This window comes from Escherichia sp. KTE172 (assembly GCF_000408845.1).
GTDB classification, from domain to species: domain Bacteria; phylum Pseudomonadota; class Gammaproteobacteria; order Enterobacterales; family Enterobacteriaceae; genus Escherichia; species Escherichia coli.
Genome location: NZ_KE137316.1, coordinates 504305 through 517399 on the forward strand (window position 1 = coordinate 504305; position 13095 = coordinate 517399).

At 51.1% G+C, this 13095-nt stretch carries 10 protein-coding genes; 7 read left to right on the forward strand and 3 right to left on the reverse strand.

The features are described from left to right. The first annotated feature begins 181 nt into the window (after window positions 1-181). The 6 genes from ynfE to clcB all read left to right on the forward strand — a co-directional run bounded on the left by ynfE (window position 182) and on the right by clcB (window position 8683). The gene (gene ynfE, locus G434_RS21175) at window positions 182-2608 is read left to right on the forward strand and encodes a selenate/tellurate reductase subunit YnfE (protein WP_000041650.1); all 2427 of its coding nucleotides are present in this window, start codon (window positions 182-184) and stop codon (window positions 2606-2608) included. A gap of 60 nt (window positions 2609-2668) precedes the next feature. Continuing rightward, on the forward strand, window positions 2669-5092 hold the full coding sequence (ynfF, locus tag G434_RS21170; protein WP_012602795.1) for a selenate/tellurate reductase subunit YnfF: 2424 nt from the start codon (window positions 2669-2671) through the stop codon (window positions 5090-5092). 10 nt (window positions 5093-5102) lie between these two features. After that, window positions 5103-5720, forward strand: a complete 618-nt coding sequence (ynfG, locus tag G434_RS21165) for a DMSO reductase like molybdoenzyme iron-sulfur subunit YnfG (protein WP_000213028.1) — start codon at window positions 5103-5105, stop codon at window positions 5718-5720. Between the two features lies 1 nt (window position 5721). After that, complete coding sequence (gene ynfH / locus G434_RS21160) at window positions 5722-6576, forward strand: selenate reductase membrane anchor subunit YnfH (RefSeq protein ID WP_000526517.1); 855 nt, start codon at window positions 5722-5724, stop codon at window positions 6574-6576. Window positions 6577-6618: 42 nt separating this feature from the next. Further along, window positions 6619-7233, forward strand: a complete 615-nt coding sequence (dmsD, locus tag G434_RS21155; RefSeq protein WP_000148697.1) for a Tat proofreading chaperone DmsD — start codon at window positions 6619-6621, stop codon at window positions 7231-7233. Window positions 7234-7390: 157 nt separating this feature from the next. After that, a complete protein-coding gene (clcB, locus tag G434_RS21150) occupies window positions 7391-8683 on the forward strand; it encodes a voltage-gated ClC-type chloride channel ClcB (RefSeq protein ID WP_000546460.1) in 1293 nt (430 codons plus the stop codon). Here clcB and bioD read toward each other — a convergent pair. From bioD to G434_RS21135, 3 genes are all read right to left on the reverse strand, one after another. After that, window positions 8636-9331, reverse strand: a complete 696-nt coding sequence (gene bioD, locus G434_RS21145; RefSeq protein ID WP_000919226.1) for a dethiobiotin synthase — start codon at window positions 9329-9331, stop codon at window positions 8636-8638. The two genes, clcB and bioD, sit on opposite strands and share 48 nt — an antisense overlap. A 124-nt stretch (window positions 9332-9455) precedes the next feature. Then, window positions 9456-10676, reverse strand: a complete 1221-nt coding sequence (mlc, locus tag G434_RS21140; protein WP_000225257.1) for a sugar metabolism global transcriptional regulator Mlc — start codon at window positions 10674-10676, stop codon at window positions 9456-9458. Window positions 10677-10810: 134 nt separating this feature from the next. Then, the gene (locus G434_RS21135; protein ID WP_001019558.1) at window positions 10811-11704 is read right to left on the reverse strand and encodes a LysR family transcriptional regulator; all 894 of its coding nucleotides are present in this window, start codon (window positions 11702-11704) and stop codon (window positions 10811-10813) included. Window positions 11705-11810: 106 nt separating this feature from the next. Between G434_RS21135 and G434_RS21130 the strand changes: the two genes are divergently transcribed. Continuing rightward, the gene (locus tag G434_RS21130) at window positions 11811-13064 is read left to right on the forward strand and encodes an MFS transporter (RefSeq protein WP_000091836.1); all 1254 of its coding nucleotides are present in this window, start codon (window positions 11811-11813) and stop codon (window positions 13062-13064) included. The last annotated feature ends 31 nt before the right edge of the window (window positions 13065-13095 follow it).

Sequence of the window (13095 nt, forward strand, 5' to 3'; positions counted from 1 at the left end):
GCCGGATACGACACATCCGGCGATTTGAACATACAACATAATCCCACCTTATTACTCATACCCTTCTATTGATATGGATTAATAATTCTTAACCCAAAATGGGTAGACTCCCTCTATTGTTAGCGCGCTAAATATTCAATATATAAACTTTTATATAACGATAAAGATCAGGGAGTGAGTTATGTCCAAAAATGAACAAATGGTGGGCATCAGCCGCAGAACACTCGTTAAATCTACCGCGATAGGTTCTCTGGCGCTGGCTGCAGGCGGTTTTTCTTTACCGTTCACCCTGCGCAGTGCAGCGGCAGCGGTACAGCAGGCCAGCGAGAAAGTGGTCTGGGGTGCCTGTTCCGTCAACTGTGGTAGCCGCTGTGCACTTCGTCTGCATGTTAAAGATAATGAAGTGACCTGGGTGGAAACTGACAACACCGGCAACGACGAGTATGGCAATCATCAAGTACGTGCCTGTTTGCGCGGTCGCTCCATCCGTCGGCGTATTAATCATCCCGATCGCTTGAATTACCCAATGAAACGCGTGGGCAAACGCGGCGAAGGCAAATTCGAACGGATTAGCTGGGATGAAGCCCTGGATACTATCGCCAGTAGCCTGAAAAAAACCGTCGAACAATATGGCAATGAGGCTGTATATATTCAGTACTCTTCAGGGATCGTTGGCGGCAATATGACCCGCTCTTCGCCATCCGCCTCGGCGGTCAAACGCCTGATGAACTGCTACGGCGGTTCACTCAACCAGTATGGCTCCTACAGCACCGCGCAAATTTCCTGTGCCATGCCCTACACCTACGGCAGTAATGATGGCAACAGCACCACGGATATTGAAAACAGCAAGCTGGTCGTGATGTTTGGTAACAACCCGGCAGAAACCCGCATGAGCGGCGGTGGCATCACTTATCTTCTTGAAAAAGCGCGCGAGAAATCGAACGCAAAAATGATTGTTATCGATCCGCGATATACCGATACAGCTGCTGGTCGTGAAGACGAATGGCTACCTATTCGCCCGGGCACCGATGCCGCGCTGGTTGCGGGTATTGCCTGGGTATTGATTAACGAAAATCTCGTTGATCAACCTTTTCTCGATAAATACTGCGTCGGCTATGACGAAAAAACCTTACCCGCAGATGCACCAAAAAATGGTCACTATAAAGCCTATATTCTTGGTGAAGGAGACGACAAAACAGCGAAAACGCCGCAGTGGGCTTCGCAAATTACCGGTATCCCGGTGGACCGTATCATCAAACTGGCGCGTGAAATTGGCACAGCAAAACCCGCTTATATCTGCCAGGGCTGGGGACCGCAACGCCAGGCAAACGGCGAGCTGACTGCACGCGCTATTGCGATGTTGCCTATTCTGACGGGCAATGTCGGCATCAGCGGCGGAAATAGTGGCGCGCGTGAATCGACCTATACCATTACCATAGAACGCCTACCGGTGCTGGATAATCCGGTCAAAACGTCAATCTCCTGCTTCAGCTGGACAGATGCTATCGATCATGGCCCGCAAATGACGGCAATCCGCGACGGTGTCCGGGGCAAAGATAAACTGGATGTGCCCATTAAGTTCATCTGGAACTACGCGGGAAATACCCTCGTTAATCAGCATTCTGACATCAACAAAACGCATGAAATTCTGCAGGACGAATCGAAATGCGAAATGATTGTGGTCATCGAAAACTTTATGACCTCATCGGCAAAATATGCCGACATTCTGCTGCCAGACCTGATGACCGTTGAGCAGGAAGATATTATTCCTAACGACTACGCCGGTAACATGGGATATCTCATTTTCCTCCAGCCTGTCACCAGCGAAAAATTCGAACGCAAACCGATTTACTGGATCCTGAGTGAAGTCGCGAAACGTCTTGGACCTGAAGTCTATCAAAAGTTCACTGAAGGTCGCACTCAGGAACAATGGTTACAACATCTGTACGCCAAAATGCTTGCCAAAGATCCGGCGTTACCGTCTTACGACGAATTAAAAAAAATGGGTATCTATAAGCGTAAAGATCCCAATGGTCATTTTGTCGCCTACAAAGCATTTCGTGACGACCCCGAGGCAAATCCACTTAAAACGCCTTCCGGTAAGATTGAAATTTACTCCAGCAAGCTGGCGGAAATTGCCCGTACCTGGGAACTGGAAAAAGATGAAGTGATAAGCCCACTGCCGGTTTATGCCTCAACCTTTGAAGGCTGGGACTCCCCTGAACGTAGTACCTTTCCACTGCAACTGTTTGGTTTCCATTACAAATCCCGTACTCACTCGACCTACGGCAACATTGATGTCCTGAAGGCAGCCTGCCGTCAGGAAGTGTGGATCAACCCTATAGATGCACAGAAACGTGGGATTGCCAACGGCGATATGGTGCGGGTGTTTAACCATCGTGGCGAAGTTCGGCTACCAGCCAAAGTGACACCACGCATTCTCCCTGGGGTTAGCGCTATGGGCCAGGGAGCCTGGCACGAGGCCAATATGTCTGGCGATAAAATCGACCATGGCGGCTGTGTGAATACGCTAACCACTCTGCGCCCTTCACCACTGGCGAAGGGAAACCCGCAGCACACTAATCTGGTCGAGATCGAAAAAATATAACCCACTACAACCATAAATTCTGACATGACATTTTGTTTGAAAAGCAATAAGTGAGTAATGATGAAAATCCATACCACAGAGGCGCTCATGAAGGCTGAAATCAGCCGTAGAAGTCTGATGAAAACCTCCGCACTTGGCAGTCTCGCGCTGGCAAGCAGTGCTTTCACTCTGCCATTTTCCCAAATGGTCCGAGCGGCAGAGGTACCGGTAGAAGAGAAAGCGGTCTGGAGTTCCTGCACCGTTAACTGCGGGAGCCGCTGTCTGTTACGTTTGCATGTGAAAGATGACACCGTGTACTGGGTGGAGTCTGATACGACAGGTGACGACGTCTACGGTAATCATCAGGTTCGGGCGTGTTTACGCGGACGCTCTATCCGTCGACGGATGAATCATCCTGATAGGTTGAAATATCCCATGAAGCGTGTCGGCAAGCGCGGTGAAGGTAAATTTGAACGGATAAGTTGGGACGAAGCCCTGGATACCATCAGTGATAATCTTCGGCGGATCCTAAAAGATTACGGCAATGAGGCTGTACATGTTCTCTATGGAACAGGCGTAGATGGCGGAAACATCACCAACTCAAACGTCCCGTACCGTCTGATGAACTCTTGCGGTGGTTTTCTCAGTCGCTATGGCAGCTACAGTACCGCACAGATCAGTGCCGCAATGAGTTATATGTTCGGTGCCAATGATGGCAACAGCCCGGATGATATCGCCAATACGAAACTGGTCGTTATGTTCGGAAATAACCCGGCAGAAACTCGGATGAGCGGCGGTGGTGTCACTTACTACGTCGAGCAAGCCCGAGAACGTTCAAATGCACGCATGATCGTCATCGATCCACGTTATAACGACACAGCTGCCGGACGTGAAGATGAATGGCTGCCCATTCGCCCTGGCACCGATGGAGCACTGGCCTGTGCGATTGCCTGGGTACTGATTACTGAAAACATGGTCGATCAGCCATTTCTCGACAAATATTGTGTTGGTTACGATGAAAAAACGCTGCCCGCCAACGCACCACGTAACGCGCATTATAAAGCCTATATTCTGGGCGAAGGGCCTGACGGCATAGCTAAAACGCCGGAATGGGCAGCAAAAATCACCAGCATACCGGCAGAAAAAATTATCCATTTGGCACGAGAGATCGGTTCAGCAAAACCTGCTTATATTTGTCAGGGTTGGGGGCCACAACGACACTCCAACGGCGAACAAACGTCCCGCGCTATTGCCATGCTTTCCGTTCTCACCGGTAACGTCGGCATAAACGGCGGCAACTCAGGTGTACGCGAAGGTAGCTGGGATCTGGGGGTAGAATGGTTCCCGATGCTTGAGAATCCTGTTAAAACGCAGATTTCCGTCTTTACATGGACAGATGCCATCGACCACGGTACGGAAATGACCGCGACCCGTGATGGTGTTCGTGGAAAAGAAAAACTGGATGTCCCCATCAAGTTTTTATGGTGCTACGCCAGTAACACATTGATCAATCAACATGGCGACATCAATCACACCCATGAGGTGCTTCAGGATGACAGCAAGTGCGAGATGATTGTTGGCATTGACCACTTCATGACTGCCTCGGCTAAGTATTGCGATATCCTGTTGCCCGACCTGATGCCAACAGAGCAAGAAGACCTTATCTCTCACGAATCTGCCGGGAATATGGGCTATGTGATCCTCGCCCAACCCGCAACCTCAGCAAAATTTGAACGCAAACCCATCTACTGGATGCTGAGTGAAGTTGCCAAACGCTTAGGACCAGACGTTTATCAAACCTTTACTGAAGGTCGCAGTCAGCATGAATGGATCAAATATCTCCATGCGAAAACGAAGGAACGTAACCCTGAGATGCCCGACTACGAGGAGATGAAAACGACCGGGATCTTTAAGAAAAAATGCCCGGAAGAACACTACGTCGCTTTCCGCGCATTCCGTGAAGATCCACAGGCAAACCCGTTGAAAACACCTTCGGGGAAAATCGAAATTTATTCTGAACGACTGGCGACGATTGCGGATACCTGGGAATTGAAAAAAGATGAAATTATTCATCCCCTTCCTGCGTATACCCCAGGTTTTGATGGCTGGGACGATCCCCTGCGGAAAACCTATCCACTGCAGTTAACGGGCTTCCACTACAAAGCGCGTACCCACTCCAGCTACGGCAATATTGATGTGTTACAGCAGGCCTGCCCACAAGAGGTGTGGATCAACCCTATTGATGCTCAGGCACGCGGTATCCGTCATGGCGATACCGTGCGGGTATTTAACAATAATGGAGAAATGCTGATTGCCGCAAAAGTGACTCCGCGTATTCTGCCTGGCGTTACCGCCATCGGGCAAGGTGCGTGGCTTAAAGCGGATATGTTTGGTGACCGGGTCGATCACGGCGGCAGTATCAATATTCTGACCTCTCACCGCCCTTCACCGCTGGCAAAGGGAAACCCGTCGCACAGCAATCTTGTCCAGATCGAAAAGGTTTAAGGAGTAGCCCATGACCACACAATATGGATTTTTTATCGATTCCAGCCGCTGTACTGGCTGTAAAACCTGCGAACTGGCGTGCAAAGATTTTAAAGATCTTGGCCCGGAAGTCAGTTTCCGCCGTATTTATGAATATGCTGGCGGCGACTGGCAGGAAGATAATGGCGTCTGGCACCAGAACGTGTTCGCTTATTATCTCTCCATCTCCTGTAACCATTGCGATGACCCCGCATGTACAAAAGTCTGCCCCAGCGGCGCAATGCATAAGCGTGAAGATGGCTTTGTGGTGGTTGATGAAGATGTTTGTATCGGCTGCCGCTACTGCCACATGGCTTGTCCGTACGGCGCGCCACAGTACAATGCTGAAAAAGGACACATGACGAAGTGCGATGGTTGTTATTCGCGCGTCGCCGAGGGGAAACAACCCATATGTGTCGAATCCTGCCCGCTGCGTGCACTTGAGTTCGGTCCAATTGAAGAGCTGCGCCAGAAGCACGGCACTCTGGCTGCCGTCGCGCCACTACCGCGCGCGCATTTCACAAAACCCAATATCGTTATCAAACCTAACGCCAACAGCCGCCCGACCGGCGATACCACTGGTTATCTGGCTAATCCGGAGGAAGTGTAAAATGGGAAATGGATGGCATGAATGGCCACTGGTTATCTTTACCGTATTGGGTCAATGCGTAGTAGGCGCGCTGATTGTTAGCGGAATTGGCTGGTTCGCCGCCAATAATGACGCAGACCGTCAGCGTATTGTCCGTGGCATGTTTTTCCTCTGGCTGTTGATGGGCATCGGGTTTATTGCCTCTGTCATGCACCTGGGATCGCCACTGCGAGCGTTTAACTCGCTGAATCGAATCGGAGCTTCTGGTCTGAGTAACGAGATTGCTGCCGGTTCCATATTTTTTGCCGTTGGCGGATTATGGTGGCTGGTGGCAGTCATCGGTAAGATGCCGCAAGCGTTGGGGAAACTCTGGTTACTTGTCAGCATGGCGCTCGGCGTCATTTTCGTCTGGATGATGACCTGCGTGTATCAAATCGACACAGTGCCAACCTGGCATAACGGTTACACTACGCTGGCTTTCTTCCTGACAGTATTGTTGAGCGGTCCAATACTTGCTGCCGCAATTCTGCGGGCAGCCCGCATTACATTTAATACCACACCCTTTGCCATCATTAGCGTTCTGGCGCTGATCGCTTGTGCCGGGGTGATTGTGCTGCAAGGTTTGTCTCTGGCGTCTATTCACTCATCCGTACAACAAGCCAGCGCACTGGTACCAGATTACGCCTCCTTACAGGTCTGGCGTGTGGTATTGTTATGCGCAGGTCTAGGATGCTGGCTTTGTCCGCTCATTCGTCGCCGTGAACCTCACGTTGCCGGACTTGTTCTGGGGCTAATCCTCATACTTGGCGGTGAGATGATCGGGCGTGTGCTCTTTTATGGCCTGCACATGACGGTAGGAATGGCTATTGCAGGTTAACAAATTGGTGCGGGGCAACCCGCACATTTCAGGATGTTAGGAATGACCCATTTTTCACAGCAAGATAATTTTTCTGTCGCGGCGCGCGTGTTGGGCGCGCTGTTTTATTACGCTCCAGAGAGTGCGGAAGCCGCACCTCTGGTTGCGGTACTCACCCGTGACGGCTGGGAAACTCAGTGGCCTCTACCAGAAGCGTCATTAGCGCCGCTGGTGACGGCTTTTCAGGCACAGAGTGAAGAGACTCGCGCCCAGGCCTGGCAGCGTTTGTTTGTCGGTCCGTGGGCTCTGCCATCACCGCCGTGGGGGTCGGTCTGGCTGGATCGCGAATCTGTGCTGTTTGGCGATTCAACATTGGCACTTCGTCAGTGGATGCGCGAGAAAGGCATTCAGTTTGAAATGAAGCAAAACGAACCGGAAGATCATTTTGGTTCACTGCTGTTGATGGCTGCGTGGTTGGCGGAGAATGGTCGCCAGACAGAATGCGAAGAATTGCTGGCATGGCACCTTTTTCCGTGGTCAACACGTTTTCTTGACGTTTTTATCGAAAAAGCAGAACACCCTTTCTACCGTGCACTGGGTGAACTGGCTCGCTTAACGCTGGCGCAATGGCAATCACAACTGTTAATTCCTGTCGCGGTTAAACCACTCTTTCGATAGGATCACCGTAATATTGCCGGATGGTGTCGATTAGGCGCAATTCGGCAATAATAGGTTACAGTGTCACGTTTTTTATCTCTTAAAGCACGCACTGCTTTTGCGTCTGGCTTCTTTTGCCGCAAAATAGTCGCCCGTATTTCATTGCCCATTTCTGCTCATGCATCATCTACACATCTATCCGGATCTGCGCACTATGTTCCGCCGTCTGCTTATCGCAACAGTCGTCGGTATTCTTGCGGCCTTTGCCGTTGCCGGGTTTCGTCATGCAATGCTGCTACTGGAGTGGTTGTTCCTCAATAATGACTCGGGCAGTCTGGTCAATGCAGCGACAAATCTTTCCCCCTGGCGACGGCTGCTAACTCCGGCGCTCGGCGGACTGGCGGCGGGTTTGTTGCTGATGGGCTGGCAGAAATTTACCCAGCAACGCCCTCATGCGCCGACCGATTACATGGAAGCGTTGCAAACCGATGGGCAGTTTGATTACGCAGCAAGCCTGGTTAAATCCCTTGCCTCTCTGCTGGTAGTAACCAGCGGCAGTGCAATTGGTCGCGAAGGTGCGATGATTCTTTTAGCTGCCCTTGCCGCCTCCTGTTTTGCCCAACGTTTTACGCCACGCCAGGAGTGGAAATTATGGATCGCCTGTGGAGCTGCGGCGGGAATGGCTGCGGCCTATCGCGCCCCGCTTGCTGGCAGTTTATTTATAGCCGAAGTGCTGTTTGGCACTATGATGTTGGCCTCTCTCGGCCCGGTGATTATTTCCGCCGTCGTGGCATTGCTGGTTAGCAATCTGATTAATCATAGCGACGCGTTACTCTACAGTGTACAACTCTCAGTGACGGTTCAGGCTCGTGACTATGCGCTGATTATCAGTACAGGTGTGCTGGCAGGTCTGTGCGGACCACTGTTGTTAACGTTGATGAACGCCTGTCATCGTGAATTTGTAAGTCTCAAGCTTGCGCCGCCCTGGCAACTGGCACTGGGCGGGTTGATCGTGGGTCTGCTTTCCCTGTTCACACCTGCAGTGTGGGGCAACGGCTATAGCACCGTACAATCCTTTTTAACCGCTCCGCCACTGTTAATGATCATTGCCGGGATCTTCCTCTGTAAACTGTTTGCCGTGCTGGCGAGTAGTGGTTCTGGCGCGCCCGGTGGTGTCTTTACACCGACGCTATTTATCGGTCTTGCCATTGGCATGTTGTATGGTCGTAGCCTGGGATTATGGTTCCCTGATGGCGAAGAAATTACGCTTTTACTCGGATTGACCGGGATGGCGACACTGTTGGCGGCAACCACGCACGCGCCGATTATGTCGACGTTGATGATATGTGAAATGACCGGGGAGTATCAGCTACTCCCCGGTTTATTGATTGCCTGCGTAATTGCGTCGGTAATTTCGCGGACGTTACACCGTGACTCTATCTACCGCCAGCACACTGCGAAGCATAGCTAAGCGGATGTATTGCCCCAGTTCACGCTGTTCGGCGCGCGGCAGATAAGGCAGTTCACCAATGAGCGGTGCCGGAAGTTTTTTACCGAGCACATCAATGATTTCCGCATAATGCGCCAGTCCTGGATTGATTCGGTTAGCCACCCAGCCAATGAGCGGTAGCCCGTCGTTGGCGATCGCCTGAGCTGTTAGCAGTGCATGGTTAATGCAACCTTCCTGAATACCGACAACCATCAACACCGGCAGTTGTTCCTGCACCACCCATTCAGAGAGCGGACGCAAATCATTCATCAGACTGCGCCAGCCGCCAGTCCCTTCTACCACGACATGATCGACTTTATCGGTCAGGTTTGCCAGGCCGTTTGAAATGAGGGTGTAATTGATTGGGCAACTGTGCGCCACGCTACTTTCTTCTTCGCTTAACGCGATAGGATTAACTGCTTCATAAGGCAGTTCGATGGTTGAAACACTCTGCAACACCAGGGCATCTTTATTACGCAGCCCTTCGGGTGTCTCTTTGCTCCCCTTCGCTACGGGTTTATATCCCGCAACCGTTTTTCCCTGGGAGGCTAACGCTTGTAGCAATGCGCGGGAAACCACCGTTTTCCCTACAGAAGTGTCTGTACCGGTAATAAAGAAACGCTTCAGCATCACTAACTCCACCGTTATGCTTCACAAATATAAACCAGGAAAATAATTAACCTTGAAAGTCTAAGTTATGCTTTCCTGGCCCAAATTGAGATAGCGCAAATTTTGGTAGAACAGTTAAAAAATGTTAACCCTGCAACAGACGAATCAACAAAGAACCGTTATACATCGCGTCTTTTACCAGCGCAGCCCCTGCCATCGTGCCCTGGTTAGAAAACTGAGTACTCTCAACGCTAATGTGCTGACTATACGCAGGAAGGGCCTGCTGACGGATGCTATCTGAGATGACCGGGAAGAGGATATCTGCCGCTTTACTTAACGGTGAGCCAATCAGTATTTTTTGTGGGTTAAATAAATTCACCATGATGGCAAGAATGCGCCCTACATGCGCGCCCACCCCGGTAATGATGTCTTTTGCCAGCAGATCGCCGCGCAATGCCGCCTGACACAATGAGTCCACGGTTAACGGTTGTCCATGTAACATCGAGCTCATGGATTGATTGAGACGCAGCTGTGCCAGCTCAAGAATACTGTCCACACTGGCGATGGTTTCGAGGCAGCCGTGATTCCCGCAATAACAGCGTTTCCCATACGGGTCGACCTGCGTGTGACCTATTTCCACAAGGCTACTGCTGCCTGCGTGTAGCAGATGACCATCGGTAATGACGCCCGCCCCCACGTTGTGATCGATAACCACCTGAATCACATCGCGCGCCCCGCGTGAGGCACCAAACAAGGCCTCAGCCATCGTCCATGCGCTGATATCATGCTGAATATAAACCGGTACGCCGGTATGCTGCTCCAGCGCCTCGCCGAGCGGCATCTCTTTTACATCCTCGTAGAACGGCATGCGATGTACAATACCATTTTCCGTATCAATAATTCCCGGCAAGGTAATGGCAATCGAAGTCAGACGCTCAAGTTTTTTCTGGTGGCGGATAAAAAACTGATCGATATGGGAAATGATACGATCCAGCAATGGTGAGTCATCTTTTAACGCCAGTTCCTGCGCCTCCTCCACCACCAGTTTGCTGCTCAGATCGCGCAGAGCAAGGAAAATCTCCCCGCGACTAATGCGCAGAGAAAGATAGTGCCAGGCTTCAGTTTCAACCACCAGCCCCACTGCCGGACGGCCACGGTTCCCCGCTTCTTTGATTTCCAGCTCTTGCACCAGGTGTGCTTCGAGCATCTCACGGACAATTTTAGTGATACTGGCAGGAGCCAGCTGCGCCAGACGGGAAAGATCGATACGCGAGACTGGACCAAGCTGATCAATCAGGCGATAAACCGCGCCCGCGTTGGTCTGCTTTATTTGATCAATGTGCCCAGGCTGATTTTCAGCAACCACCGCATACTCCCTATATTTTCGCGCTCCGAAATAATCTGTAGGCTATGGTGAAGCACTTCAATACGTGTCGTCAAATTTTTACTTAGGCATGTGATTAACAGCACATTTTTCGGGCTTTTTCGCTGAAATTTCCCTCACCTGAGAGCATTCAGCAGATGAATACGAAAGTTACGCGCAGCCGGACTTTGTTCATGGTGTTTCGGCCAGACCAACCACATTTCAGAAACCGCATCCTCTTCAGCAATCGGCACCCAGCGCATTTCGTTGAGCTGAACACGTTTAAATGACGCAGGCAAAATTGAAACACCCAGACCAGCGGAAACCAGACCGATGATGGTCATTGCCTCACCCACCTCCTGAGTGATGACGGGCGTCAAATTGTAACGTCGCATCAGCCCGAGAATATCGTCATACAGCCCTGTCCCTACGTGCGGATCAAAAAAGACAAAGGGTTCTTTCGCCAGTTCAGCCAGCGTTACACTCGGGTTATTTGCCAGGGGATGATCGTGCGGGATCATCGCCATAAGCGGTTCATGGACGATGACTGCGTGTTCAAGCGTCTCCGGTAACGCTGTGTTACGCAGCAATCCCATATCCAGCGTTCCTTCAATGAGCGGAGCGATTTGCTCGCGAGTGTTCATTTCGCGGGTTTGTAAATGGACATCGGGATAATCACGGCGAAACAGCGATAACGTATCGGACACCGCCCGAATAAAAGGAGCGGACGAAGTAAAACCAATGCGCAACTCCCCCGCTTCGCCCTGATGCAGCCTTTCAGCGCGAGCGGCAGCATCATCCACCATAGACAAGATTTGCCGACTATCTACAAGAAACTGTTTTCCTGCTGCCGTCAGCAATACACTGCGATTGGTCCGTGCCAGCAGTCGGGCACCAATTTGTTGCTCCAGCGCCTGAATCTGTTGACTTAGCGGTGGTTGCGAAATATTCAGGCGGGCAGCGGCGCGCCCGAAATGCAGCTCTTCTGCAACCGCAACAAAGTAACGCAGATGACGAAGTTCAATATTCATATTTAAAACATCTTATTTGAGATTATTAATATATTAGACAGAACAATTCGATTTTCCTAATCTATTCATAAGCCTGATCCACAGGCATATTTAGCAAGGATTTCAAGTGAGCCGTACTACAACTGTTGATGGAGCTCCGGCAAGCGACACTGACAAGCAAAGCATTTCTCAGCCAAATCAATTTATTAAACGCGGTACGCCGCAATTTATGCGTGTCACCCTGGCGCTTTTCTCTGCCGGACTGGCAACCTTCGCACTTCTCTATTGTGTGCAACCTATCCTTCCGGTGCTTTCGCAGGAGTTTGGCTTAACGCCTGCTAACAGTAGTATTTCACTGTCCATTTCAACGGCGATGTTGGCTATCGGTTTGCTGTTTACTGGCCCGCTATCCGATGCCATTGGTCGCAAACCAGTGATGGTCACGGCGCTACTGTTGGCCTCCATTTGTACGTTACTTTCGACAATGATGACCAGCTGGCACGGCATTTTGATTATGCGCGCCTTGATTGGGCTTTCGTTAAGTGGCGTGGCAGCTGTTGGCATGACTTATCTTAGCGAGGAAATCCACCCCAGTTTCGTGGCCTTTTCGATGGGGTTGTATATCAGCGGCAACTCAATTGGCGGCATGAGCGGACGCTTAATTAGCGGTGTCTTCACGGACTTTTTCAACTGGCGAATTGCGCTGGCGGCAATCGGTTGTTTCGCGCTGGCCTCGGCGTTAATGTTCTGGAAAATCCTCCCTGAATCACGCCATTTTCGCCCGACTTCGCTGCGACCTAAGACGTTGTTTATCAACTTTCGTCTGCACTGGCGTGACCGGGGATTACCGTTATTGTTCGCAGAAGGCTTTTTGCTGATGGGGTCGTTCGTCACGCTGTTTAATTACATCGGCTATCGGTTGATGCTCTCCCCCTGGCATGTCAGCCAGGCCGTGGTTGGCTTATTATCGCTGGCTTATTTGACCGGTACATGGAGCTCACCCAAAGCCGGAACAATGACCACCCGCTATGGGCGCGGTCCGGTGATGTTGTTTTCGACGGGGGTTATGCTGTTTGGTTTACTGATGACCTTATTTAGCTCGCTGTGGCTGATCTTTGCCGGAATGTTATTCTTCTCAGCCGGATTCTTCGCAGCCCACTCCGTTGCCAGCAGCTGGATCGGCCCCCGCGCAAAACGCGCTAAAGGCCAGGCCTCCTCGCTGTATCTGTTCAGTTACTATCTGGGGTCGAGTATTGCCGGGACGCTGGGTGGTGTTTTCTGGCATAACTATGGCTGGAACGGCGTCGGCGCATTTATTGCTCTGATGCTGGTCATTGCTCTGCTGGTCGGGACGCGTTTGCATCGTCGTCTGCACGCCTGAAAAATAAGTCCGGACTGCGGTAAATACCCAT

Excerpts from the sequence above, each read along its gene's own strand:
- bioD (WP_000919226.1), bottom strand. The coding sequence starts at position 9,331 with ATGCTGAAGCGTTTCTTTATTACCGGTACAGACACTTCTGTAGGGAAA.
- ynfH (WP_000526517.1), top strand. The coding sequence starts at position 5,722 with ATGGGAAATGGATGGCATGAATGGCCACTGGTTATCTTTACCGTATTG.
- dmsD (WP_000148697.1), top strand. The coding sequence starts at position 6,619 with ATGACCCATTTTTCACAGCAAGATAATTTTTCTGTCGCGGCGCGCGTG.
- ynfG (WP_000213028.1), top strand. The coding sequence starts at position 5,103 with ATGACCACACAATATGGATTTTTTATCGATTCCAGCCGCTGTACTGGC.
- clcB (WP_000546460.1), top strand. The coding sequence starts at position 7,391 with ATGCATCATCTACACATCTATCCGGATCTGCGCACTATGTTCCGCCGT.
- ynfF (WP_012602795.1), top strand. The coding sequence starts at position 2,669 with ATGAAAATCCATACCACAGAGGCGCTCATGAAGGCTGAAATCAGCCGT.
- ynfE (WP_000041650.1), top strand. The coding sequence starts at position 182 with ATGTCCAAAAATGAACAAATGGTGGGCATCAGCCGCAGAACACTCGTT.
- G434_RS21135 (WP_001019558.1), bottom strand. The coding sequence starts at position 11,704 with ATGAATATTGAACTTCGTCATCTGCGTTACTTTGTTGCGGTTGCAGAA.